Annotated in this window: 21 protein-coding genes; 8 read left to right on the top strand and 13 right to left on the bottom strand. The window is 60.3% G+C overall.

Annotated features, from left to right (window positions below; all coding sequences use genetic code 11):
* Position 1 precedes the first annotated feature (1 nt).
* Positions 2 to 826, top strand: a complete 825-nt coding sequence (locus tag H8S57_RS13135) for an alpha/beta hydrolase (protein ID WP_243204823.1) — start codon at positions 2 to 4, stop codon at positions 824 to 826.
* Positions 817 to 1,578, top strand: a complete 762-nt coding sequence (locus H8S57_RS13130; RefSeq protein WP_352408283.1) for an EFR1 family ferrodoxin — start codon at positions 817 to 819, stop codon at positions 1,576 to 1,578. The genes H8S57_RS13135 and H8S57_RS13130 overlap by 10 nt, the downstream gene beginning before the upstream one ends.
* Positions 1,579 to 1,620: 42 nt before the next feature.
* On the opposite strand, the gene H8S57_RS13125 is transcribed toward H8S57_RS13130, so the two are convergent.
* Positions 1,621 to 2,181 (bottom strand): phosphatase PAP2 family protein, encoded by a 561-nt coding sequence (locus H8S57_RS13125; protein WP_186908487.1) that lies wholly within the window; start codon positions 2,179 to 2,181, stop codon positions 1,621 to 1,623.
* Positions 2,182 to 2,251: 70 nt separating this feature from the next.
* Positions 2,252 to 2,752, bottom strand: coding sequence for a DUF4330 domain-containing protein (locus H8S57_RS13120; RefSeq protein ID WP_186908486.1), 501 nt, complete (start codon positions 2,750 to 2,752; stop codon positions 2,252 to 2,254).
* A 115-nt stretch (positions 2,753 to 2,867) separates the two neighbouring features.
* Between H8S57_RS13120 and csaB the strand changes: the two genes are divergently transcribed.
* From csaB to H8S57_RS13090, 5 genes are all read left to right on the top strand, one after another.
* Positions 2,868 to 5,090, top strand: a complete 2,223-nt coding sequence (gene csaB / locus H8S57_RS13115) for a polysaccharide pyruvyl transferase CsaB (RefSeq protein WP_186908485.1) — start codon at positions 2,868 to 2,870, stop codon at positions 5,088 to 5,090.
* A gap of 7 nt (positions 5,091 to 5,097) precedes the next feature.
* On the top strand, positions 5,098 to 6,171 hold the full coding sequence (locus tag H8S57_RS13110) for a glycosyltransferase family protein (RefSeq protein WP_243204822.1): 1,074 nt from the start codon (positions 5,098 to 5,100) through the stop codon (positions 6,169 to 6,171).
* Between the two features lie 22 nt (positions 6,172 to 6,193).
* A complete protein-coding gene (locus H8S57_RS18085) occupies positions 6,194 to 7,885 on the top strand; it encodes an inorganic phosphate transporter (protein ID WP_186908484.1) in 1,692 nt (563 codons plus the stop codon).
* Between the two features lie 333 nt (positions 7,886 to 8,218).
* Positions 8,219 to 8,881, top strand: a complete 663-nt coding sequence (locus H8S57_RS13095) for an HAD family hydrolase (protein WP_186908511.1) — start codon at positions 8,219 to 8,221, stop codon at positions 8,879 to 8,881.
* An 83-nt stretch (positions 8,882 to 8,964) separates the two neighbouring features.
* Complete coding sequence (locus H8S57_RS13090; RefSeq protein ID WP_186908482.1) at positions 8,965 to 9,792, top strand: TrmH family RNA methyltransferase; 828 nt, start codon at positions 8,965 to 8,967, stop codon at positions 9,790 to 9,792.
* 68 nt (positions 9,793 to 9,860) lie between these two features.
* Here H8S57_RS13090 and H8S57_RS13085 read toward each other — a convergent pair whose 3' ends face one another.
* The 11 genes from H8S57_RS13085 to H8S57_RS13035 form a co-directional block, all read right to left on the bottom strand.
* Complete coding sequence (locus H8S57_RS13085; protein ID WP_186908481.1) at positions 9,861 to 10,628, bottom strand: aspartate dehydrogenase domain-containing protein; 768 nt, start codon at positions 10,626 to 10,628, stop codon at positions 9,861 to 9,863.
* Positions 10,625 to 11,155 carry a 4Fe-4S dicluster domain-containing protein gene (locus tag H8S57_RS13080; protein WP_186908480.1) on the bottom strand — a complete coding sequence of 177 codons (531 nt, stop codon included), beginning with the start codon at positions 11,153 to 11,155 and terminating at the stop codon, positions 10,625 to 10,627. The genes H8S57_RS13085 and H8S57_RS13080 overlap by 4 nt, the downstream gene beginning before the upstream one ends.
* Positions 11,152 to 13,284 carry a molybdopterin-containing oxidoreductase family protein gene (locus H8S57_RS13075; protein WP_186908479.1) on the bottom strand — a complete coding sequence of 711 codons (2,133 nt, stop codon included), beginning with the start codon at positions 13,282 to 13,284 and terminating at the stop codon, positions 11,152 to 11,154. The genes H8S57_RS13080 and H8S57_RS13075 overlap by 4 nt, the downstream gene beginning before the upstream one ends.
* Positions 13,285 to 13,289: 5 nt before the next feature.
* Positions 13,290 to 14,552, bottom strand: coding sequence for an NAD(P)/FAD-dependent oxidoreductase (locus H8S57_RS13070; RefSeq protein ID WP_186908478.1), 1,263 nt, complete (start codon positions 14,550 to 14,552; stop codon positions 13,290 to 13,292).
* Positions 14,553 to 14,626: 74 nt separating this feature from the next.
* On the bottom strand, positions 14,627 to 15,079 hold the full coding sequence (locus H8S57_RS13065) for a RidA family protein (protein ID WP_186908477.1): 453 nt from the start codon (positions 15,077 to 15,079) through the stop codon (positions 14,627 to 14,629).
* Positions 15,080 to 15,169: 90 nt separating this feature from the next.
* Positions 15,170 to 16,588 carry an MmgE/PrpD family protein gene (locus tag H8S57_RS13060; RefSeq protein ID WP_186908476.1) on the bottom strand — a complete coding sequence of 473 codons (1,419 nt, stop codon included), beginning with the start codon at positions 16,586 to 16,588 and terminating at the stop codon, positions 15,170 to 15,172.
* 142 nt (positions 16,589 to 16,730) lie between these two features.
* Positions 16,731 to 17,999 carry a TRAP transporter large permease gene (locus H8S57_RS13055; protein ID WP_186908475.1) on the bottom strand — a complete coding sequence of 423 codons (1,269 nt, stop codon included), beginning with the start codon at positions 17,997 to 17,999 and terminating at the stop codon, positions 16,731 to 16,733.
* Positions 17,999 to 18,535, bottom strand: a complete 537-nt coding sequence (locus H8S57_RS13050) for a TRAP transporter small permease (RefSeq protein WP_186908474.1) — start codon at positions 18,533 to 18,535, stop codon at positions 17,999 to 18,001. Before H8S57_RS13050 ends, H8S57_RS13055 begins: the two co-directional genes overlap by 1 nt.
* Before the next feature lie 123 nt (positions 18,536 to 18,658).
* Positions 18,659 to 19,750 carry a TRAP transporter substrate-binding protein gene (locus tag H8S57_RS13045; RefSeq protein ID WP_186908473.1) on the bottom strand — a complete coding sequence of 364 codons (1,092 nt, stop codon included), beginning with the start codon at positions 19,748 to 19,750 and terminating at the stop codon, positions 18,659 to 18,661.
* A gap of 39 nt (positions 19,751 to 19,789) precedes the next feature.
* Entirely contained in the window at positions 19,790 to 20,848 is a 1,059-nt protein-coding gene (locus H8S57_RS13040; protein WP_186908472.1) for an NAD/NADP octopine/nopaline dehydrogenase family protein, read from the bottom strand.
* A 42-nt stretch (positions 20,849 to 20,890) separates the two neighbouring features.
* Positions 20,891 to 21,601 (bottom strand): maleate cis-trans isomerase family protein, encoded by a 711-nt coding sequence (locus tag H8S57_RS13035; RefSeq protein WP_186908471.1) that lies wholly within the window; start codon positions 21,599 to 21,601, stop codon positions 20,891 to 20,893.
* A gap of 447 nt (positions 21,602 to 22,048) precedes the next feature.
* Between H8S57_RS13035 and H8S57_RS13030 the strand changes: the two genes are divergently transcribed.
* Positions 22,049 to 22,969 (top strand): LysR family transcriptional regulator, encoded by a 921-nt coding sequence (locus H8S57_RS13030; RefSeq protein WP_186908470.1) that lies wholly within the window; start codon positions 22,049 to 22,051, stop codon positions 22,967 to 22,969.
* The last annotated feature ends 147 nt before the right edge of the window (positions 22,970 to 23,116 follow it).

Raw genomic sequence — 23,116 nt, 5'->3', positions numbered from 1 at the left:
CATGAAACGGAACGTATTACTGCTCGGCCGCATCTCCGCCGTGTTATACGGCGAGCCGTCCGACCGGGTCTGGCTGTTCGTCCACGGCAAATGCGGCTGCAAGGAAGAGGGGGCGGCCTTCGGGGAGATCGTCTGCCCCAAGGGCGCGCAGGTGCTGGCCATTGACCTGCCCGAACACGGCGCACGGAAAGAGGAATCGGGCTTCGTCCCCTGGCAGGTCGTCCCGGAACTGCGGGGCGTGATGGCGTACCTGCGCGGGCGCTGGGGCCGCATCAGCCTGCGCTCCAACAGCATCGGCGCGTGGTTTTCCCTGCTGGCCCTGGCGGACATGCCGCCGGAGCAGGCGCTGCTGGTATCGCCGGTGCTGGACATGGAACAGCTGATCCGGAACCGGATGGGCTTGGCCCTGGTCGACGAGACGCGGCTGGAGCGTGAGGGCGAGATCGCCACTGATTTCGGCGAGACGCTCTCCTGGCGGTATCTGCAATACGTCCGGGCCCACCCCATCACGAAATGGAACGCCGCCACCGAGATCTTATATGCCGGGCGGGACACCCTGACAGATCGGGATACGGCGGACGCCTTCGCCCGCCGGTTCGGCTGCGGCCTGACCGTCATGGAGCGCGGCGAGCACTGGTTCCACACGCCCGAACAGCTTGCGGTATTGAACGCTTGGGAGGAAAAGCATACAGGGCCCGAGAAGTCTGCAACGGCAATGAAAAATTCCAGGTACGCTTCCAGACCTTCGCCGGGCGGACGGCCCGGATCATCCAGCATGGGAGCGGCCACTGCGAGGGAATCGTCATCTGAGGAGGGATCCATCTGATCGTTTATTTTACCGGCACCGGCAACAGCCGGTACTGTGCCCAGCAGCTGGCGGACCAACTGGAGGATACGCTGCTGGACGCCGTTCCCTTCATCCGGGACGGCATCGCGGCGGAGCTGTTTTCGGAGAAGCCCTGGGTATTTGCGGCTCCGACTTACGGCTGGCAGCTGCCCCGGGTTTTCGCCCGGCTGATCCAAAACGGCAGTTTTGCGGGCAGCCGGGACGCTTACTTCGTCATGACCTGCGGCAGCGAGATCGGCAATGCAGCGCGGTACAACCAGGCACTCTGCAGGAAAAAAGGGCTCCGCCATCGCGGAACCCTCCCTGTCGTCATGCCGGAAAACTATATCGCCCTGTTCGACGCCCCGGAGGAGGCAGAGGCCCGCAAGATCATCGCCGCCGCCCAGCCCGCGCTGGAGCGCGGTATCGGCTGCATCCGGTCGGGGCGGGACTTCCCCGCAGTCAAGGCCGGTTTGACCGACAAGCTGAAGTCCGGCATTGTCAACGCCGCGTTCTACCGGTTTATCGTCAGGGCCAAGCCCTTCACGGTTTCCGACGCCTGCATCCGCTGCGGCAAGTGTGAAAACGCCTGCCCGCTGGGCAACCTCCGGCTGCGGGACGGGACGCCCGTCTGGGGCGGCCGCTGCACCCACTGCATGGCCTGCATCTGCGGCTGCCCGGCCGGGGCCATCGAGTATGGAACGGCCAGCCGGGGCAAGCCCCGGTATCAGTGCCCGGAGTACGAGAAATAAGACCGGACCATGCCGTTGCATGGGGGCGCGTCCCCCGAATGGTCAGTTTTTCCGCTCCAAGTCCCTCCAGGCGGTAAAGCGGCGCCACAGCAGCCACGCCAGCGCGCTGCTCAGCAGCCCCACGCAAAGGCCTGCCAGCACGTCGCTGGGGAAATGCACCCCCACATACAGCCGGGAGAAGCCCATCAGCGCAGCCAGCGCCACGGCGGCGCGCTTCATCCACCGGCGGGGCAGCGTGCGGCACCAGGCGCCTGCGGCGGCAAAGGCTGCGCAGGTATGGCCGGAAGGAAAGGAGTTGGGATCGTTCTCCGCGATCAGCGGGACCAGCCCCGCCACCGTGTGCCAGGGCCGCGCCCGGCCCACCAGATGCTTCAGCACCACGTTGGTGCAGAGCATGCCGATCAGCAGAGCGAGCAGGCCGAGCATCCCCGCCTTTCGGGTGGGCCGGAACGCCAGCAGCAGCAGGGACAGGGCGATCCATAACAGCCCCACGTCTCCCATGTGGGTATACCCGATCAGAATGGGGTCCAGCAGGGCGCAGCGCAGCGTCTCCTGGATCCACAGCAAAACGGCGCCGTCCGCCGTCCAAAACCATTGGGGCATCCGATCTCCTCCAGACAGCCAAACTGGGGCGGCGGTAAAACCGCCGCCCCGCTCGTTTTCTTCCGCAGGTTCAGTTTTCCTCCCAGACGCAGCTCAGGATGGTGCCGTTGGCCAGCTCGAACTTATCGGTCTTGACAATATGGGTCTTGCCGATACGCACTTCCTGGGTGCCGATCTCCGTGGTGATCACGTTGACCACATTGCACTCGATGGTGAAGGTCAGATCCAGCTTGCCATCCCCGATGGGGAGCACCAGCGCATTGCCGGTATCGCTCAGCCGGGCGCGCTGTTCATGCTCCACGGCGGTCACGCCGGTCACCTGACCGTTGAGCAGTTCGCCGGAGGCCATCAGCGTGGAGGGGATATGCTCCTGGATATTCTCATAGACTTCCGGCTCCACATTCTCCACCAGCACGGTATACGTAACCTTATACGTCTTGGGATTGATGGCGCTGTTGTTCCCGCCCAAAAACTTCACGCCCAGCACCACCGCCGCCACGATGATCACCAGGATCACCAGCAGGTCCACGATATTGATCTTGCCGAACAGACGGCCCTTTTCATCCATCATCTTTTGCATCCTCCGAGGTTGTAAATTGACATAATACTTGGTACAATACAGGGGCACTCCGGTATTGTACCATATCCGGCCACTGATTCACAAGTCTTTTTTGGAGGTCCTCTTGATGAAGGTCATCCACCTGATTTCCGGCGGCGACAGCGGCGGCGCCAAGACCCACGTCCATTCCCTGCTTCAGAACCTGTCCCGGCGCATCGACGTGACCATGGTCTGCTTTATGGAGGGCCCTTTCGCGCAGGAGGCCCGGGCGCTCGGCATCCCTACCGTAGTCTTCCCCGGCCGCAATCTGCTGCGCACCTATTCCGCCCTCAAACGCCTGATCCGCACGGGCGGCTATGAGCTCATCCACTGCCACGGGGCACGGGGCAACATGATGGGCGCCCTGCTGCGGCGCGCTACGGGACTGCCGGTGGTCACCACCGTCCACTCGGACTGGCGGCTGGATTATCTGGGCCGCCCCTTCTCCCGTCTGACCTATGGCAGCATCAACGCGTTTGCCCTGCGCCGGCTGGACTACCGCATCGGCGTGTCCGACGCCATGACCGATCTGCTCATTTCCCGCGGGTTTGATCCGGACCGGCTCTTCACCATCTATAACGGCATCGACTTCACCCCCCGCACGCCCGCGCTCTCCCGCGCGGAGTATTTCCGCTCGGTGGGCCTGCAAGCGGACGAAGACTCCGTCGTTGTCGGTATCGCCGCCCGGCTCAACCCGGTAAAGGACGTGGCCACCCTGGTCCGCGGCTTCGCCCTGGCCGCTTCTTCGTGTCCCAATCTGCGGCTGCTCATCGCCGGAGACGGCGATGAGATGGAGATGCTCAAAAACCTGGCCCGGGAGCTGGGCGTGGAGCGGCAGGTGTGCTTCGCCGGGTGGATCACCGATACCGACAGCTTTTATCACGCCATCGATGTGAATACCCTCACCTCCCTGTCGGAGACCTTTCCCTACTCCCTCACAGAGGGGGCCCGCGCCGCCCTGCCCACGGTGGCCAGCCGGGTGGGCGGCGTACCCTATCTGATCGAGCACGGGATCCACGGCCTTTTGTTCGAGGCCGGGGATGCGGAGGGGCTCTCCCGCCATCTGGCCGCTTTGGCCGGGGACCCCGTCCTGCGGAAACACCTGGGTGAGCGGCTCTACCAGCGGGCCAGACAGGACTACTCCCTGGAGAGCACCCTGGAGCGGCAGCTCACGATCTATGAGACCATCCTGCGCCGAAAGGAACGCGCCTACCGGCGGGACGGGGCCTTGGTGTGCGGCGCCTATGGCCGCGGCAACGCCGGAGACGACGCCATTCTGGAGGCCATCGTCACCGAGCTGCGGCAGATCGACCCGGATCTTCCGGTATGGGTCCTCTCCCGCAATCCGGAGGAGACCCGCCGGACCTATCGGGTCAACTCGATCTACACCTTCGCCTTCCCCCGTTTTCTGTGGCGGATGCACAGGACCCGGCTCTACATCAACGGCGGCGGCTCTCTGATGCAGGACGTGACCAGCCACCGCTCCCTGTGGTTTTATTTGTTTACCATCTCTGCGGCCAAACTGCTGGGCAACCGTGTGATGATGTACGGCTGCGGCATCGGCCCCATCCATGCCCCCGCCAACCGCCGGCGGGCGGCCCGGGTGCTCCAGCGGCATGTGGACGCCATCACCCTGCGGGACACCCACTCCAAGGCGGAGCTGGAGGATATGGGCGTCACCCGGCCGGAGGTCGTCCTCTCCGCCGACCCCACCGTTATCCTCCCCGCGGCCCCGCCCCAGGTGGTGGACGGCCTGCTGGAACGGCAGGGACTGGATCCCCAGGGGCGTTACATCGGCTTTGCCCTGCGGCCCTGGCCCGGCTTTGAAGAGAAGGCCGCGCTCTTCGGCGCGGCGGCGGACTACGCCTGGGAAGCCTACGGCCTGATCCCCGTGTTTCTGCCCATCGAACGGCGGCTGGATGTGAGCGCCGCCCGGCTGGCCGCCCGGGACATGAAGGCGCCCTATCACATTCTGGAGGATACCGGCCGCTCCGACCACACCATCGGCCTGTTTGCCCGGATGCAGGCCGTGGTGTCCATGCGCCTGCACGCGCTGGTCTTTTCCGCCGGACAGGGGGTGCCCCTGGTAGGCGTGGTGTACGACCAGAAGATCAGCTCCTTTTTGTCCTATATCGGCCAGGATCTGTATACCGATCTGGACCAGGTGACGCTGGAAGCCCTGTGCGCCCACATCGACGCCGCCTGCGCGCGCATCGGGGATACGGAATTCCTCTCCGGCGGCGTGGACCGGCTGCGCCAGGTGGAGCGCCGCAACCAGGAGACCGCCCGGCGGCTTCTGGAGGCGAGGTGACCCGGCCATGAACCAATATGTATGCCTGGCCAGCGCTCCGTGGCAGGCCGTACCCACCCGCACCCAGCAGCTGATGACCCGGCTGAAGGGCGCCCAGGTGCTCTATTTTGAGCCGCCGGGCAGGCGCTGGCGGAAGCCGGGGCGCAAACTGCGCCCCGGCCTGACGGTTTATACCCTCCCCCCGGTACCCGCGGTCGAGGAACGCTATCAGCTCCTGTTCCGGGGCGTCTGGCGCCGGCAGGCCCGCTTTATTCAGCAGCAGCTGGACCGCCACCGCTTCCGGGAACCCGTGCTCTGGTGCACCGCTCCCCAGGCGGTACACCTGCTGGAGCACCTGAACTTCCGGGCCCTGGTGTATGACTGCGACCGGGATTGGCCCGGCCTTCCCCTGCGCTGGGAGAGCGATCTGGCTCTGGCCGCCGACGTGATCTTTGCGGCTTCCCAGGGGCTTGCCGATCACCTCTCGCCCTGCAACGACAACATTGCCCTGCTGCCCAACGGCGTCAACCACCCCATGTTCGTGCGGGAGGGCTGCCAATGCCCTGCCTCCCTGCGCCGCCTGGAGGGCCCCGTGCTGGGGTATGCGGGGACGCTCTGGCATGACCTGGATCTGACCCCCGTTCTCCGCGCCGCCGAGCTTCTGCCCCGGTGCTCCTTTGTTTTTCTGGGCCGCCGGGAGGAGAATCCCGCGGCGCGGGCGCTGGAGCGGCTGCCCAACGTGCGCTTTTTGTCCCCGGTGCCACCGGTAGAGGTACCCGATTACCTCTCCCGGTTTGACGTGTGCCTGGACCTTCCCCGGCGGGGCGACCCGGAGAACGACGTGGTGCCCTCCCGGCTGTATGAGTACCTTTCCACTGGAAAACCCGTGGTGGCCCTCTACCGGAGCGAACAGGTGGAACCCTTTCCCGACGTGGTCTACGGCGCGCATTCTCCGGAGGAATACGCCAGGCTCTGCCGACGGGCTCTGGCCGAGACCGGGGACTGGGCCCGCCTGCGCCGCCGGGAGCATGGGGCCCAGGCCGCCTGGAGCCGCCGGGCCGAGGATGTGCAGCGCATTCTGGCGACCATCGGGCTGTATTGACGATGCAAAGGAGATGACCGGCATGGCCCCCTCATGTTCCGCGGCGCTGGAGCGCGCCCGGGAGGACGGACTTCTGGCGGGCGGACGCTTTCGGGGCGAGACGCTGCGGGGGCTGGACTGCTCCGAGCTGGACCTGAAGGCGCTTTCCTTTGAAGCCTGCCGCTTTACACAGTGCGATTTCACCCGGACCAGCTTTTACGGCGTCCGGCTGGAAGAGTGTGATTTCTCCGGCTGCCGCTTTGCCCAGAGTTACTGGCGGGACTGCGCGCTCACCGGCTGCAAGGGCGAGGGCTGCGACTTCCGCCGCAGCCGTCTCCGCTCGACCCGTATTTCAGGCTCCCGCTTTCGCTACGCCAACTTCTCCGGCGGCGCTTGGGAGAACGTGGAGCTTGCGGACTCCAACTGGAGTGAGAGCGTGCTGACCGAACTGCGGCTGCGCTGCCTGAAGCTGGAGCGGGTGGACTTCACCGGAGCCGATTTCTTCCGCACCTGCCTCAAGGGCGTGGACCTGTCCGAATGTACCATTGATCACATCACGCTCTCGGAGACCTGCGCCGAACTCAAGGGGGCCACTCTGGATGCCGCTCAGGCCGCGGTAGCCGCCCGCATCCTGGGCATTCTGATCCGCCGACCCCCATCCGTTCATATCTCACCCGCACCCCCCGTACACTGGACGGGGGGTGTTCGTTTGGTTTCTTCCTTTGGGGACTTTCTGGCCCGGGCGGCAGGGGATCCGATTCTGGCGCTGACCGCCCTGCTGGTGCTGGCGGTGGTGCTGGTCAACGGCTGGACGGACGCGCCCAACGCCATCGCCACCGCGGTGGCGACCGGAGTGCTTCCCTTCCGGCGGGCGGCGGTGCTGGCGGCCGTGTGCAATCTGTTGGGCGTGGCCGGTATGACCGCATACAACGCCACGGTGGCCGAGACATTATACACCATTGCAGACTTCGGCGGGGATGGCAGGGCCGCTCTGTCCGCTCTGTGCGCGGCCCTGTGCGCCATTGTGGCGTGGGCCGCGCTGGCCTGGCGCTTCGGCATCCCCACCAGCGAGAGCCATGCGCTGGTGGCCGGAGTCACCGGGGCCGCCCTGGCGATGCCCGGCGGGTGGGCCAACGTACAGGGGGCGGCGTGGGGCCGGGTCCTGCTGGGGCTGGGCTTGTCCGTAACTCTGGGGTATTGGGCCGGCGGGTTTTGTCATCGTCTGTTGGTCCGGCTGCGGCCCGGCGCCGGCCTGCTGCGCCGGGGGCAGGTCGCCGGAGCGGCGGCCATGGCCTTTCTCCACGGGGCGCAGGATGGGCAAAAATTCCTGGGCGTGTTCCTGCTGGGCTGCGCGCTGACGGACGGAGGCCGCGCCGAGGGGGTATTCTCCATTCCGGGCTGGCTGATGCTGCTCTGCGCGGGCGTGATGGCCTTGGGCACCGGTATCGGCGGCAGGCGCATCATCAACACTGTGGGCCGGGATATGGTGTCTCTCTCCCCCGGGGAGGGTTTCGCGGCCGACCTGGGCGGCGCGGCGTGTCTCCTGTTTTGTACGCTGGCAGGACTGCCGGTAAGCACCACCCACGCCAAAACTGCCGCTATCCTGGGCGTGGGCGCGGCCTCCGGCGGCCCGGTGAACCGCGGCGTCGCGGGCGGGATCGCCCTGACCTGGCTGCTCACCTTTCCCGGCTGCGGGGCGCTTGGGTTTCTGCTGGCCCGGCTCTTCCATCCTTAAGAAAACGGTGTTATAATAATGCGTACCGAAGAAAGCCAATTGGCTTTGTTCAGGCGCAAGGTTTTCTGGCAAATGAGCCAGAAAACCTTGCCCCTTCCGCTGGAGCAATACGGCACTCCAGCGGAAATACGCATTGTAACAATGTCTCAATTTCATCAAAGGGGCTACAAATAGCCCTTTTGATGAAATGATGCGGCGGCGGCCGCACCAATAAACCGCTTGGCGGTTGCTTCAGCAGACATTCTAATAACGCCTGCTGAAGCAGATGCAATGCGGTTTTTCCGGCGGCGCCGCCGCGGCGCCCGATCCCACAACTGGAGGCTCTGAATGGCAATGAGACCCTATGACACCGTTATCTTTGACCTGGACGGCACCCTGCTCGACACGCTTGGGGATCTGGCCGACAGCACCAACTACGCCCTGGCCCTGCACGGCCTGCCCGCGCGCACGCTGGAGGAGGTCCGTCAGTTTGTGGGCAACGGCGTGGCCCGTCTGCTCCATCTGGCCGTGCCCCGCGGTACCCCGCCGGAGCTGGAGGCGCGCTGTCTGGCTGATTTTCGGGCCCACTACCTGTTGAATATGGAGCACAGGACCGCTCCCTACCCCGGTATTCTGGAGCTGCTGGACCGGCTGCGGGCACAGGGCATCCAGACGGCGGTGGTCTCCAATAAGTTTGACGGCGCGGTCAAGGGACTGTGCCTGACGTATCTGGGGGAGCGTATCCCGGTCGCCATCGGGGAATCCCCCAACGTGGCCCGAAAGCCCGCCCCCGATACGGTCTTCCGCGCGTTGGAGGAGCTGGGCGCCGCCCGGGAGCGGGCGGTCTACGTGGGGGATTCCGATGTGGATATCCAGACCGCGCAGAACGCCGGTCTGCCCTGTATCTCGGTCAGCTGGGGATTTCGGGACGCCGCTTTTCTCACCGCACACGGCGCCCAGACCATTGCGGACAACCCCGCCGCCCTCTGGGCGCTTCTCTCCGGCGGCAAGGAATAAGCCTCCGGCCGGGCCGGAGGCCTTGCGGCTGCGGCGCGCTGGCCGGCGCACGGAAGGACCGTACTCTGCGGAAGGAGCTGTCAATGCCTAAGATCGTTGAGGTAACCGACGTTACACTGCCGGAACTGGATCTCTTTGCCCGCCTGACGGAAGCCCAGCTGCGCAACCGACTGGAGCCGGAAAAGGGGATCTTTATCGCGGAAAGCCCCAAGGTGATCGAGCGGGCCCTGGACGCCGGATATGAGCCCGTCGCCCTTTTGATGGAGCGCAGGCACATCGATGGACAGGGCCAGAGCGTCATTGCCCGCTGCGGAGCCATCCCCGTCTATACCGCTGCCCGGGAGCTGCTGGCCCAATTGACCGGGTACCCATTGACCCGCGGCGTGCTGTGCGCGATGCGCCGTCCCCCCCTGCCCAGTGTGGAGGAGGTATGCTCCGGCGCACGCCGGGTTGCGGTCCTGGAAGGGATCGTGGATTCGACCAACATCGGCGCCATCTTCCGCTCCGCCGCCGCACTGAATATGGACGCCGTGCTGGTCACCCCGTCGTGCAGCGACCCGCTGTACCGCCGTGCGGTACGGGTCAGCATGGGCAGCATTTTTCAGATCCCGTGGACCAGGATCGGAAGCGACGCCTCCCAGTGGCCGCAGCCTGGGATCGCGCGCCTGCAGGAGCTGGGTTTTAAGACCGCCGCCATGGCTTTGAGCGAATCCTCCGTCCCCATCGACGATCCGCGGCTGATGGCAGAGGAGAAGTTGGCGGTCCTGTTCGGCACGGAAGGCGACGGTCTGTCGCCCCGCACGCTCGCCTGTTGTGATTACACCGTGCGGATCCCCATGTCTCACGACGTGGATTCGCTGAACGTGGCTGCGGCCAGCGCGGTCGCTTTCTGGCAGCTCAGGCCCCGTTGAGCGTGCAGAGGAATGCGGAGAATCATGCACGACGGAGCCCTTTGTTCGCTCCGCTTAGTACTTTTTGCTTAAAGGACAATACGGCGTGTCAACCGTTCCAGGACCGCTAAGGCGCTCCATGCGGCTAAATCGGGTCCTATGGTTCCAAGTTCAGTTCGAATCTCTGCGTTTCCAAAGCTCCCGGAGAGTTGTGTGGTGAAGCTGACATTCTCGCCGGGCCGTACCGGCTCCACTGATGCGGGCGTGTCCTCCACCCCGTTGGTGGCCAGCGCTACCGAAACCGCCACGTTCATATGATCCGGATACCGTCGATAGAGTTCCCCCGCGTTGCCGGAGCAAAAGTCGGCCATCGTCCGCAGGGCGGGGTCTCCCTCTCCGGATGCGCGGGGGTGCTTGCGTTTGGTGAAGGAGACCTCCACCGGCCCCATCAGCCGGGCCGCCGCCATAATATCAAAGCCTCCCACCACGCCAGGGACCAGGTGGACTCTCCGGTCATACTGCACGGCGGCCTGTTCCACTTGTTCATAGAACACCGGATCGCTGAATACACCCGTCGACAAAGCGATCAGATCGGCTCCCCCGGCCAAAACGGCCACGGCATACTGCCGCACGACCTGACCTGCAGCGGCCTCGATCACATAATCCGGTCCGAAGGCCAGCAGGGATGCGATGCTGTCCGCGGCCGGGCAGGACAACTTCTCGGCCAGGGCGTGGGTCCTCCTCTGCGTGCGGCCGAACACCCCCCACAGGGCCACGCCTTCCACCCTTCCCTGGGCCAGGGCCCCGGCAATCAAAGTGCCCAGGCGGCCGCAACCTAGTACTGCTACCTTTTTCATTCGGAGTCGGTCCTCTCTCCGTCCAGCGCCGTGTAAGCCAGCAGGCGTGCAGATTTTCCCCTCTGCCCGGCGCCGAAGGTCTCCTTCTCTACCAACTGCAGGGCTCCATAGGGGCATACCCGTACACATGCTGGCTGCATACCGCGGCGCACCCGCTCGATACAGCCGTCGCACTTGACCATCTTGCCCGCCCGGTCAAAGCAGGGCGCGGCAAAGGGACAGGCCATGGCGCAACTGTGGCAGCCAATGCAGTTTGTCTGATCATAGACCGTAAAGCCGGTATCCGTATCCTTCTTCAGGCACCCGGCGGGACAGCCCTGTACGCAGGGTGCCTGTGCGCAGTGCATGCAGGCCATGGACAGGTAGCGCACGGGGGCATCCTTTCCACTTCCCTGCTCTATGACAAAGCACTGGCGAAAGGGCTCGTCTCCTTCCTGCGGCTGCACATCGTTCTGGTCCATGCACGCCACGGCACATGCGCCGCAGCCGATACATTTTCTGGTATCCAGCAGGAAAATATAGCTCATTTCCGTACCTCCGCCTTCTCCACACGGCAGCGGACCTGCTTGAAGCCCGGGAAGCCGGAATAGGGATCCAGGTGATCTCTGGGTATGATTTGATTGACGTTGGCCTCCGAATAGCCGTGATACATATTGACTTCTCCGGGCGCAGAAATGGCACTGACATTGGCCTTGACCTTGATACGGCCCACCCGGGTGGTCAAATAGATCTCATCTCCCTGGCCGATCTCCATCCGTTTAGCATCCTCCGGATTCAGGTCGGCCGCCGGGTCGGGCCGCAGGCTGCGCAGCCAAGGCACGTCGTGCAGACGGGAGTGGACCGCATTGGGGATACGCCCGCCCGTAATCAGTGTCATGGGAAGTTCTCCGTTTTCCGGACTGTCGTAGCCATCCACAAATACGGGCAGAGGGTTGAGTCCATGTGAGTGTTCATATTTGGCGATCCGCTCACTGTACAGTTCGATTTTTCCGCTGGGCGTATCCAGCGGCGCAGAAAAGTAGTCTGGCGTCTTTGGACAGGGGATCTTCAGGGGTACTCCACCGGCCTTCACCGCATCTAGGTCCACGTCTACATCCCGGAACATATGCTTGACGCACGTATCATAACCACTGCAAAGCAGAGGATCATCCAGCGCCAGGGCGCTGGCCACCCGAGACATGATCTCCACGTCATCCAGGCTCTCATAGAGCGGTGCAATAGCTGGACTGGTGTAGTTGACAAAGCCTCCGCCATAACATTTGACCTCACTGCGCTCAAAGGAGGTACAGGCAGGCATGACAATATCGGCGTACCGGCAAAAATCGGTCCAAAACAAATCGGTTGCTGCCACAAAGTCCAGATCTGCCGCCATTTCCAGCAGTCTGGAGGACTCCAGGTACATACGGTTGTTGACGCCATGGGCATAGATGGCACGGATGGGATAGGGCTCGCCCTTCTCCCATTGCCGCACCAAATCCATGCCCTGGGCCTCGGGCAGCATCTCAGACCACAAGGGGAACCGTGCTGAGCCGATCTTCGGCCGGGCATTCCGCGGGAACCGTTCTTCTACGAACTCATCCTCCCGGGTACGGAAACCCGCCGCCATATCCGCAAAGGTCTCGAAGGTCGGAACTATGGTTCCCGGCTTATTCACATTTCCGGTCAGAGCATTCAGACAGATCACCGCTCTGTGGCTGGGCAGGCCGTTTGCGTGGTGACTCAGGCCGTTGCTGGGCTGGATGATAGCGGTCTTTGCCGTGCCGATGAGCTGGGCCAGTTCCCGGATTTCTCCTTCCGGCACGCCGGTAATACGCACCGCCTCCTCCACCGTATAGCCCATGACCATGTCCCGATAGGCGGCGAAGCCGTGGACATGCTTCTGGATAAAGTCCATATCCGCCCAGCCGTTTTCGATGATAAGCCTGGCCACCGTATTGGCCAGATAACCGTCGGTCCCGACACGGGGGCGGATATACAGATCGGCACACTGGACGGCCGTGGGCGTACGGCGCGGATCAATGATGACCACCCTGCCCCCTTTTTCCTTGTACTGGTAGTAGTTTCGCCCCATGGGGTAGGCGCTGACCAACGGATTACAGGCCCATCCCACCAACACCTCCGGCATTCCAAGCACATCAGGGCGCATCTCGCTGCCGTAGGTCAGCTGCCAGCTCATGACCTCCGAACGATGGCAGGTGCTGGACTCCGTGAGATAATTGGGACTGCCGAACGAGTAGGCCAGTCGGTGCAGGAAGGGGCGATACCACTTGGGGTAACCCGTCATGAAGGCCACGGCCTCCGCTCCGTGGCGGGCCTTGACCCCATTGAGCCCCATAGCGACGGCGGCGACCGCCTCGTCCCAGGAAATGGATTCGAACTTGCCCGATCCACGGGGTCCAGTCCGGCGCATAGGCGTGCGGATACGGTCCTTCCGGTAGATGTACTGACGGTTGGCCGCGCCTTTGGTACACAGGGCTCCATTATTGGTAGGAAAGCCGGCAGTTCCCTCCACCTTGATCACTACGCCGTCCTTTATATAGGCGTCTACACCACATTGGGGACCCGGAGTACAGATATCACACATGGTATGACGGACTTCGATGCCCGTCTCCGGGCCCGGGATTTTGGCATGGACCAGTTGCTCCAATTCACTCATAGCTGTCATTCGCCTCCTATGCGCCGGATGAACGCCCGGCTCAGTCCGCCGGCCGCCAGCAGTCCCTGCTGGGCCGGAGTCAGCCGCGCCTCTCCTCCCAGCAGACGCTTTGTCAGATGGTTTTTCAAAATACCGCTGATGCGGTAATTGCCGAAGAGATTTATACTGTTGAGCTTTCCGTCCTCCAGTATGGCCTCCACAGTAAACCCCTTTTCCCGGAAACTGCAGCGTTCGCCAGGCAGATTGGGATCGCCCAGTCCAATAAAATCCATATCGAAGAAGTGCGTAATATTGTGCAGGATATTCCCATAGTACCGGCAGAACTGCCCGGCCATGTTCCGTCCCGCACAATCTCCCTGAGCTCCCGCGTTGGCCCACAGGCCGATGACGGCAGTCTTTCCGGTCTGGAGATTCACGCCCTCGCAGCAGTCGCCGGCCGCGTAGATGCCGGGGACATTGGTGCGCATGCCCTCATCGACTACGATCCCCCGCTCGATCTGCACGTTTTCTCCCTCCAGTACCTGAGTATTTGCTACCAGCTCCACATTGGCCCGGGTCCCGATGCATAGGCACACCAAGTCGGCCTCCAGCGTCCGTCCATCCGCCAGCGTCACCCCTTTCGGCGTAACAGCGGATACTTGGGCCCGGAAAATTAAGTCCAGGCCCCGCTCTTCCAGCCTCTGCTGGATGGCATGGGCAGTACTCTCATACGCAGCCAGCGGAAACAGATAGGGTGCGCCGTCGGCCAGGGTCACCTCCACGCCGCGGCGGTAGAGCAGCTCCGCTACCTTGATGCCCACCATCGAGCCGCCCACGACCACCGCACGCTTCACTCCACCCTGCTCCAGGCGCCGGCGCAGTCTCTGCGCATCGTTCAGCGTACGCATCAGGAAGAAATCTCCGCCCCCCCGCCGCAGCGGCCCCGGCACCAGCGCGCTGGCACCGGTGGCGATAAGGATGGCGTCGAAGCCACGCATCTGACCTCCTTCCAGCTCAATGCTCCTATGGGCCGTATCAACACGACGTACCCGCATGTCAGAATAGAGCTCCAGGGACAGCTTCCGTTGGATTTCTTCCATTCCGCCAAAGGGAAATACCCCATCCAGTTCCAGTTTCTCTGAGGCGTAGTAAGTCGTCAGCATGGGGTTGAAGGGCGGCTGCCCAGTATCGCTGAACACAGCGATACGGCCCGACGGATCCAGCTGCCGAATGGCTCTGGCCGCATGAAAGCCCGCACAGCCAAACCCTACGATGGCATAGTTTTTCATAGTTCCTCCTGTAAAAGCAGGTTTTGCATGCCGGTTCCATCCCGGCATGCAAAACCTGCTCAACTATGGCGCGTTTAGTCCTTCTTTTTATTGAGCACCGCCATACACTCGATCTCTACCAGGAATTCCGGACGGGCCAGGCAGCCCGCCTGCAGGATGGTGCTGGCGGCGGGATGCTCCGCCAGTTCGGGGGCGTATTCCTGATAGAACTTCAGCTCCGTGGCGCGCATGACCGGGTAATCCTTGATGTCCTTGAGCATGATAAACGTTTTGAACACGTTCTCCAGGCAGCTGCCCGCCTCCTCCAAGACCTGCTTCATCTTGCTCAGGGCCACCCACATCTGATCCTGCATGGTGTTGGTGGTACAGCTGCCGTCCTCAAACTTCTGGGCGGTCATCCCCGACACATACACGATGTTGTCCACCACCACGGCGTTGGCGTAGATGGGGGTGCCGGGCGCAACGTTGGGATACTTCTGTTCCACGCCCTTGACAAAACAACCGTATTTCTTGATCTCGCTTTCCATTGTAGAACCTCCATTTTCAAGTCTGTGGCGTTTCATGCCGCAGGCGCCCACGAAACGCGCTGTGCGTATTTTCTGGCGCTATTGTATGTCTCAGCGCAGCAGCTCGCCCACCTTAGCCATGTCGTCGCAGCGCTCCACATTGGCCAGAAGGTCAGCAACCTGCTCCAACTTGTCTCCTCTGAGCGTGGGTGCCGCCTGGATACGGAAGCGGTCTTTGAATTGCTCGGGCGTCATCATCATCCGCGGATGACCCAGGTGGCCCTCCATCGTCTCGGAATATTCCTTGCCGCTGAAGGTCTTGATGGTAACGGTAATGACGGGATGGCGTCCCTTTTGGAAGTTTTTGAAACACTGCGGCATATAGAGCATGTCACTGTTTCCGCCGTGGATCTCGGCGGCCAGCGCAAGGATTTCCGAATCTTTCAGTTTGGTCTCGTCACACCAGTTGGCACCCGGGGTATGATCCAGGATCAGGCAGGCCAGCATGTAAGGGATGCTGAACTGTGCCTGCATCATGGAGGAATAGCCATCAGGAGAGTAGTACATACGCAGATACGTAGGCGGATCAACAATGATTTCTGCGATATCGTCTTTTTTGATATCATGCTCGGTCAGCAGCCTGTCCGTCAACTCCAGAGGCGTCTGAATCCACATATTGGCCGGCCAGTGCTTCAGCAGAGTTTCCATGGTCAGCCAGCGTTTGCCCAAGTCCTTGGTGTACCACTCAGGGAAGGGTGAGACGCACATATGATTTTCAAAGCTCCAAGGATCGTCCAGGGCGTCCATATAATTGGAAATTCCCAGCTTTGCGTTCATCGCGCTGACTACTCCGTCCATCGAGCGGTAGCCATGCTCGTAGTGGTACGCGTCCGACATGGTGATGTGGTGGAGCTGACCTGGAATGGTGCAGTTGGTGGCGCCAAAACCGATGGCCTGATTGACCTGCTCGGCATTCAGTCCATAGAGCTTGGCGGCAGGGATCACCCCGGCGAAAATCTGCCAGGAAGTCAATCCCCAGCCTTTGTAGTTTGGCCAATTTTCCGGGGGCTGTACCGCCATGGCAATGCGCTGATAAACCTCATAGGCCGCCACGATGGCAGTGATGTAATCCTTTCCGCTCTTATGTTCGGCCTCTGCCACGGCAAAGGCCACAGGAATGATGCTGGCGGACGGATGTCCGGTCCAGGAACAGTCCTCCCAGTCCAGCGCGTCGGCCAGAGTGCTGTTGCAGAAGGCAGCGCCCACTACAGAGGACTTGCACCCCGTGGTCCAAAGGGTGGCTCCGCCCTCGCTGACTGCGCCGCCGGTAAACTTGCCCAGCGCTACACTGCGATCAGCGATGGGGGTGCCCTTCGTGGCCAGCCCCACGCCCACCGTCTGCATTGCGATGAATTTGGCCCGTTCCCGTACTTCGGCGGGAATATCCTCATACTTCAGATCGGCCGTAAACCGGGAGAGGGTATCGGTATAATTTGTTTTGATCTGATCTGCGTTGACACGGAAGCCCATGTCTTCACCTTCCTCCTAAAAATTGATTTTTTGGTCTCAGCGGTGCAGAGGCTTGGTCATCTCCGCTACATCCAGGCCTGCTTCCCACAGGGACGAGCCGACCTATCTCCTGCTTCAAACGCTCACTGCACAAACAGGCCTGTCATTTCATCAAGCCGGGTAGGAACAGGGATATCTGAGGTACAAAGCAAATGAACAGGGTCATGGCAATCAGGATGATGATGTAGGGTACGATGGATTTTGCCACAAATCCGAAGGATTTCCCCGACACCTGCATGGTAACAAACAGATTGGTCCCAAAGGGCGGTGAGATATAGCCGATCTGAGAGGCCAGGATCGCCATGATGCCGAAGTGGATCAGATCCACATTGTACATATTCAGCAGGGGGACCAGGATAGGCGCCAGGATGACGATGAGTGCAATGGTATCCATAAAGCAACCTGCGATGAACAGGATGATCATAACCACCAAAACCAGCATGAACTGGGAGCTGACCATGCCGGAGATCACCTCCACCACCAGGGCCGGAATCTGCTTGACGGTGATCAGGTAGCTCAGGGCAGTGGCCGTGCCGATGATCAGCAGCAAAGATGCCGACTGTACGATCCCCCTATAGAAGTATCCCACCATATCTTTCAGCTTCAGGGTATGGTAGACGAACTTCTCGATCAGCAGCACGTAAACGGTAGAGATGGCCGCCGCCTCGGTAGGCGTAGCCCAGCCCGTGTAAATGGAGCCCAGCACAATGAGGGGGAACATCAGCGCCGGGATGCCTTGCACAAAGATCTTGACGGCCTCCCGGGCAGAGTACTTTACACGGGAACCCAACTTTTTGGTAGAGCATCGGACAAACACATACACACACCAGGCCAGCGCCAGCAGAATCCCGGGCACAAAGCCGGCCATGAACTGCTTGCCGACCGAGGTCCCCATAGCCACACAGAACATGACCATCGGCGCGCTGGGCGGGATCAGGATTCCCAGCGAACCGCCGGAACAGACCGCGCCCACGCTCATGTCTTCCGGGTAGCCCTGCTCCTTCAGTGCCGGAATCATCAAGCTGCCTACCGCCACCACCGTGGCCATTGAGGAACCGCTGATGGCGGCAAAGAACGCGCAGGTGGCGATGGTCGCGATCACCGGCCCGCCAGGCAGCCGCCCAAAAATCACATTCATGCATTTGACCAGACTCTCGGATGTCTTTCCGCGGGAGGCGATGGTCCCTGCCACGATAAAAAAGGGTACCGCCAAAAGCGTTGTGGAGTCCAGACCGGTAAACAGCTGCTGCGAAATGACCAGCAAACTGGTGGGCGTATACATCAGTACGCCGCCGGCCGCGCACATCATAACCACAGCATAGATGGGCACGCCGATCACCAGCAGGACAAAAAAGCCAATAATGACAGCCATTACTTCTCAGCTCCTTCCTTGGACCGTGTCACATCCGCATCCGCTTTGCCGGAGCTGCGAAAGTCCGCGACCATTAGGATTGTATGGATCAGTGAGCGAAGCGTCATACCGCAGAAGCCGATCGGAATAAATGCAAAGAACACATAGACCGGTACGTGCAAAGTAGCGGTCATCGCACTGATCTTGAGCATCTTGCCCAGCTGTCCAAAGGCATAGTAAGTCATCACGGCGAGGAAAATCGTTAAGACCACCGCTGCAATCAGTTCCAGAACCAGCTTTGCCTTTCCCTTGAGCATTCCGACGACCATATCCATTCGTGGGTGGAGCCGGTCACTGGTGGCAATGGCGGAGCCGATAAAGGTGCAGACCACCAGGATGTATCGGTTGAGCTCTTCCAGCCAATTGAAGCTGAAGCCAAACAGCTTCCGCCCCAGCACATTAACGACCACCATTACCGTGGCAAAAAAGAAGATCACAAACAGGAAATACTTTTCCGCAGTGGAAAACACGCGGTAAGCCTTCTTCAAGGCGTTCATATGTCTCATCTCCCCTCGCGTCAACCAAGCGCGGCCTTTGCCGCCTTGGTTGCGGCCGGGGCAGGAGCCTCTCGTTCGCCGCAAGGCGGCTCCTGCCCTAATCGCTGTCCCTTGCGCAACCCCTTACCGCATGGAGTCCACAAATTCCATAAACCAGTTATAGAAGTCTTCGCCGATCACGCCGCTGTACTTCTCATACAAGGGCTGGGAGGCATCGATCCAGGCCTGGCGCTGCTCCTCGTCCAGATCGATTATGGTAACGCCCTTCTCGGCAATCGAATCAGAAGCCTCCTGAACGTAAGGAACCAGTTCTTCCAAAAGGGCAGGATAGGTGTCCTTCCATGCCTGACGGATAGACTCCTGGGTCTCCTTGGTCAGAGAATTCCAGACATCCAGATTCATCACAGCGTGCTGGCCGTGATAGACATGGTAAGTATTGGTGGTGTAATCTACGACTTCGTAGAATTTCATGGTCAGATTGCCGTCGTTGGAGTTCTCAACGCCGTCCACGACGCCCTGCTGCAGCGCCGTATAAACCTCGCCATAGGAGATAACCGAACTGCCGAAGCCCCACAGGGCCATCATATCGGTATAGATGGAGCCGTCCATAACGCGCAGGACTTCCCCGTTTGCGTCAGCGGGAGTGTACACCGGTTTATCTGTGGAAATATTGCGTGGAATCGCAAGATCTACACCCAGATACTGCAGACCGACGGCATTGGCAACCTCATTCATCTTTTCATAATACTCGTCGGAGGAAATCACCTTGTTGAAATGCTCCAAACTATCGAAGGCGAAGGGCAGGCACAGAATGTTGAACTCCGGCAGGACCGTTGCGATCACGTTGGGCGAAATCGACGCCTGTGTGATCGTACCGGAAAGGACGCCCTCCAGCGCCACCTTCTCATTGCCCAACGTGCTGTTGGGGTAGTACTCATAGGTCACAGCGCCGCTGGTGTACTCGCTGATCAGGTCGCCGATGTGCATATGCCACTTCTCATCCATACTTCCGGAGGGCGGGGTGAAGGCCCACTGAAGGGTGACCGGATCCTGCGCCGCGCCGCTGGGCGCACTGCTTTCCGGTGCTCCGGTCTCGGGTGCGCTGGTCTGGGGAGCCTGGGACTGTGTTGTGGTACCGCCGCCGCAGGCGGCCAGTATCGTGAGCATGAGGGCAAGCGTCAGGATCAGGGCAACAGCTTTCGAGATCTTCTTCATTTTTGTTCCTCCTTTTATTTCTTTTACCATGATACCTTCTTAATCTCCCGTGAACAAGTATCCATTCATTTCCTCAGGGGTGCTTCCGGTGATCCCCAGATCCCACAGTTTCAGCCCCTTGGCAAAGTAGTTCTCCCCATTGATCGCACCGGCGACCTGGACCAGCGCATGTACGGTGGGTGTTGGGATGCCAAGCCGCTCTCCCAGCTGCATCAGAATGGAGTCTCCGATGGTGGCGTCCTCCACCACATAGCGGTGCTTCATGCTGCTGGGGCCTGCCAGACTGCGGAAACAGTCCAGCTCCGGATACTTATCATACTGGGAAACGTGTTCCATATGCTCCGTATGGATCACCATCTTGTATCCCATGGCATCCATGATCCGCTTCTTTTCCGCCTCCACCGTTTTCTGGCAGCGAAGCACGCCGGCAGACAGGCCGTCCTGATACAGCGCGAAGTTGGGGTTGCGTTCCACCGCGCAGGTGTTCAGGACCGCTCCAGCCAAGTGGATAACCACATTGGGGGCGTTGAGCGCGGTTTCAAAGACGTTTTTAGCCTCTTCACAGTCATAGAACTGCGAAAAACGCTCCATCAGCCTTTTGTTATCCCGGGCCGGGAAAGCCGCCACCATCTTCGCCTGATACCGCCCTGCGGCAATGCCCACACCCTCTCCCAACATACGGCAGGAAAACAGATTGCCCAGCGTCTCCCCCACCACTGCCTTGCATTCCGGTCCAAATACCTGCTTGAACACGATAGAGCCAAAGTTGCCGGCAGAAAATACGATAACGGTATCGTTTCTCACCAGGGGTTTCAGTTCCTGGGCCAGCTTTTTATGCCGCCAAGCTACCATGGAGACGAGGATCAACTCCACGCCTTCTACCGCCTTGGCCAAATCGTCCGTAATCTGCGTCAGTTTGGCAAATCCATTGAGGCCCAGCCCGGTCATCTTCACCCCGCCTCTGCGGAGTATGCCGTCTATATTCTCGCTCCAGTAGGCTTTCTCTTCATACAGGTTGACTGAATATCCCCGCAGCGTAAGCTCGGCCGCGATGTAACAGCCTGTCCCTCCGCCTCCTAATACTGCTACCTGCGCCATTCCAATTCACTCCAAATCCGAATTAACGTTTTGCTGCGCACATTACAGGGTAAACAGCTTTCCAAGACCCACATCGTCCTTAATGGACAAGCTGCGCAGCGCCCCCCAAAGAGAAGCTTGATTGCTCGTAACGACCGGCAGGCCGAAATCTCGTTCCATCATATTGATGCCATGGGCAATACCCAAGCCCGTGCAACTGACAAAAATGGCGTCCGCCGCTGGGTTCAGAACCTCTTTGGTCAAGTGATACATCTGCCGCAAAGGCGTACGCGGCATCAGGTCCGGATCCAGGTTTTGAAGGCCCTTGATGTTCAGGACCTCAAAACCGTTGTCCTCCAGAAATTTTTTCTCAATTTCATTGACCCTGTCGACATAAGGCGTAGCGACCACGACCCGTTCGGCCCCCAAGGCTTTCAGCGCCATAAGAACGGCCGAAGAGGTGGTCAGCGCCTTGGCACCGCATTGGCCCTCCATCCGTTTGATGAGTTCCAGATCATAGCCGAACCCCCCAATCAGGCTTCCGCTGGTGCACCCAAACAGTACGAGATCCGGGTGGGCGGTTGCCAAAAGCTTGGCGGCGCTGTCGATCCGACCGCCCATTTCCCTGAGCCCTTCCGGGTCTACGCGCTCAAAAAGCACTCTCTGTGTCATTACCGTTACGCCCTCCGGCGCATATTTATGGAACTCGTACTCTGGATTGGTACCGTTTCCCGGCATGATCAAGCCGATCCTCGCCCGCCAGCCGCAATACATGATTTACCCCCTCCTTATCACTTTGCACAAATCCAGCATCCCCTTCGGCACGTTCATCATAACATCTTCCAATTGAAAAGAGAAATAATGAAACGAAATCATGAGTTCAGATTAATTCCTTCAAATTATTAATCCGCTTTGTCCGGTAAGGACGGGCGTGGGGCAAAGGGTGCCGCGGTCTGATGCCGCCCCCTTCCATCCAGGTGAACCAGCGGTTTACCCCTGCCGGTTCAGCATTCTCCATCCCCCTTGGCTTGGGGGCGCGCTCTGGTCTGCCGGATCACTCACCTGTCCGCCATCCGGTATCTTACGCTTCCTTTTTGTCCTCTATTTTCCAGTACCTTTTCCTCGAAGATGCGCAATCCCATTTGACGAACTTGCGCCATGTGGTATAATAACAATCAATCATGAGCCTTGCCGCCGCTTGACTATGGGAGGGGTCCGGTTATGTTTCTTCAGGAAATACAGTGCTTCGTTGCCGTGGCCGAGTGCCTGAATTTTACCACGGCGGCCAATCGCCTTTATATCTCTCAGCCCGGCCTGAGCAAAATCATCTCCAACCTGGAAAACGATCTCAAGGTGCATCTGTTTATCCGCAGTACCCGAAGCGTTCGTTTGACGGAGGCAGGAGAACAGTTTCTCGTAATCTGCCGGGACTTTATCCGGCAATGCGAGGCCCTCAATTCCCACAATCCGCAAGACAGCCTTTCCCTCACAGGCAGCTTAACAATCGGTATAGGAGACTTAAACGAGAATCGCTATCTCCCACAGATCATCAATGATTTTACCGGACGCCATCCGCTGTGTAACTTGTCGATCCGGCGCTATAACCCGGAGGAATTGCTGGATGCGGTGAGCACCGGAGAAGCGGATTTTGGGGTGGTGATTTCTTACGCTGTTCCCGCCAAGGGCTTTCAATCCCGGGTATATTACCCTTCCCCTTTGATGCTGGTAGTACCACCCAGCCATCCGCTGGCAAATCGTGACGTGGTACGGATCAGCGAACTCAGGGATGAAAGCTTTCTCTCCATTTACCGCAACTCCAGCCGCGCAGTCAACCGTATCCAGGAGATCTGTGCCAAAGGCAACTTCCGGCCCAAAATTGTGAAAGAAACCAACTCTTTGAGCACTATGTTCATGCTCATTGCCGCAGGCATGGGAGTAAGCATCCATTTCCTGCTCCACAAGGATTCCTGTAATTACGATCTGCGCTTTATTCCCCTGGATTTTGAGGGCAGTCAAAACGAAATTCTGGAGGATGGGGCCGCTCTGATTTGGAAGAAGGGCAACCCCAATCCAGCGGCGCCGCCTTTCATCGACTGTATCAACAGCTTTATGAACAGTAATCAGCTGAGCCTTTCCAATTGAACTTCATAAAAGAGTCCGTGGGAACAGCTGAACTGCCCCAGGTTGTGCGGACCGTACAAAAAGGGACCCTGGCAGGAACTATTGAGTGTTATGTGGAGAGGCGACGCGCAAGCGGCGCCTCTCCAGTCTTTAGCTGAATGTGCTCAT

The organism is Lawsonibacter hominis, assembly GCF_014287895.1.
GTDB lineage: Bacteria > Bacillota > Clostridia > Oscillospirales > Oscillospiraceae > Lawsonibacter_A > Lawsonibacter_A hominis.
This window is presented reverse-complemented; position numbering and strand designations above follow the sequence as displayed.

What these genes read in the sequence shown, in the direction of transcription:
- H8S57_RS13085 (WP_186908481.1), bottom strand. Translation starts at nt 10,628, where the DNA reads ATGAAAAAGGTAGCAGTACTAGGTTGCGGCCGCCTGGGCACTTTGATT.
- H8S57_RS13125 (WP_186908487.1), bottom strand. Translation starts at nt 2,181, where the DNA reads ATGCCCCAATGGTTTTGGACGGCGGACGGCGCCGTTTTGCTGTGGATC.
- H8S57_RS13060 (WP_186908476.1), bottom strand. Translation starts at nt 16,588, where the DNA reads ATGGGCTTCCGTGTCAACGCAGATCAGATCAAAACAAATTATACCGAT.
- H8S57_RS13035 (WP_186908471.1), bottom strand. Translation starts at nt 21,601, where the DNA reads ATGTATTGCGGCTGGCGGGCGAGGATCGGCTTGATCATGCCGGGAAAC.
- H8S57_RS13095 (WP_186908511.1), top strand. Translation starts at nt 8,219, where the DNA reads ATGAGACCCTATGACACCGTTATCTTTGACCTGGACGGCACCCTGCTC.
- H8S57_RS13055 (WP_186908475.1), bottom strand. Translation starts at nt 17,999, where the DNA reads ATGGCTGTCATTATTGGCTTTTTTGTCCTGCTGGTGATCGGCGTGCCC.
- H8S57_RS13065 (WP_186908477.1), bottom strand. Translation starts at nt 15,079, where the DNA reads ATGGAAAGCGAGATCAAGAAATACGGTTGTTTTGTCAAGGGCGTGGAA.
- H8S57_RS18085 (WP_186908484.1), top strand. Translation starts at nt 6,194, where the DNA reads ATGGCCCCCTCATGTTCCGCGGCGCTGGAGCGCGCCCGGGAGGACGGA.
- H8S57_RS13080 (WP_186908480.1), bottom strand. Translation starts at nt 11,155, where the DNA reads ATGAGCTATATTTTCCTGCTGGATACCAGAAAATGTATCGGCTGCGGC.
- H8S57_RS13110 (WP_243204822.1), top strand. Translation starts at nt 5,098, where the DNA reads ATGAACCAATATGTATGCCTGGCCAGCGCTCCGTGGCAGGCCGTACCC.
- H8S57_RS13070 (WP_186908478.1), bottom strand. Translation starts at nt 14,552, where the DNA reads ATGAAAAACTATGCCATCGTAGGGTTTGGCTGTGCGGGCTTTCATGCG.
- H8S57_RS13050 (WP_186908474.1), bottom strand. Translation starts at nt 18,535, where the DNA reads ATGAACGCCTTGAAGAAGGCTTACCGCGTGTTTTCCACTGCGGAAAAG.
- H8S57_RS13075 (WP_186908479.1), bottom strand. Translation starts at nt 13,284, where the DNA reads ATGAGTGAATTGGAGCAACTGGTCCATGCCAAAATCCCGGGCCCGGAG.
- H8S57_RS13030 (WP_186908470.1), top strand. Translation starts at nt 22,049, where the DNA reads ATGTTTCTTCAGGAAATACAGTGCTTCGTTGCCGTGGCCGAGTGCCTG.
- H8S57_RS13045 (WP_186908473.1), bottom strand. Translation starts at nt 19,750, where the DNA reads ATGAAGAAGATCTCGAAAGCTGTTGCCCTGATCCTGACGCTTGCCCTC.
- H8S57_RS13120 (WP_186908486.1), bottom strand. Translation starts at nt 2,752, where the DNA reads ATGATGGATGAAAAGGGCCGTCTGTTCGGCAAGATCAATATCGTGGAC.
- csaB (WP_186908485.1), top strand. Translation starts at nt 2,868, where the DNA reads ATGAAGGTCATCCACCTGATTTCCGGCGGCGACAGCGGCGGCGCCAAG.
- H8S57_RS13040 (WP_186908472.1), bottom strand. Translation starts at nt 20,848, where the DNA reads ATGGCGCAGGTAGCAGTATTAGGAGGCGGAGGGACAGGCTGTTACATC.
- H8S57_RS13135 (WP_243204823.1), top strand. Translation starts at nt 2, where the DNA reads ATGAAACGGAACGTATTACTGCTCGGCCGCATCTCCGCCGTGTTATAC.
- H8S57_RS13090 (WP_186908482.1), top strand. Translation starts at nt 8,965, where the DNA reads ATGCCTAAGATCGTTGAGGTAACCGACGTTACACTGCCGGAACTGGAT.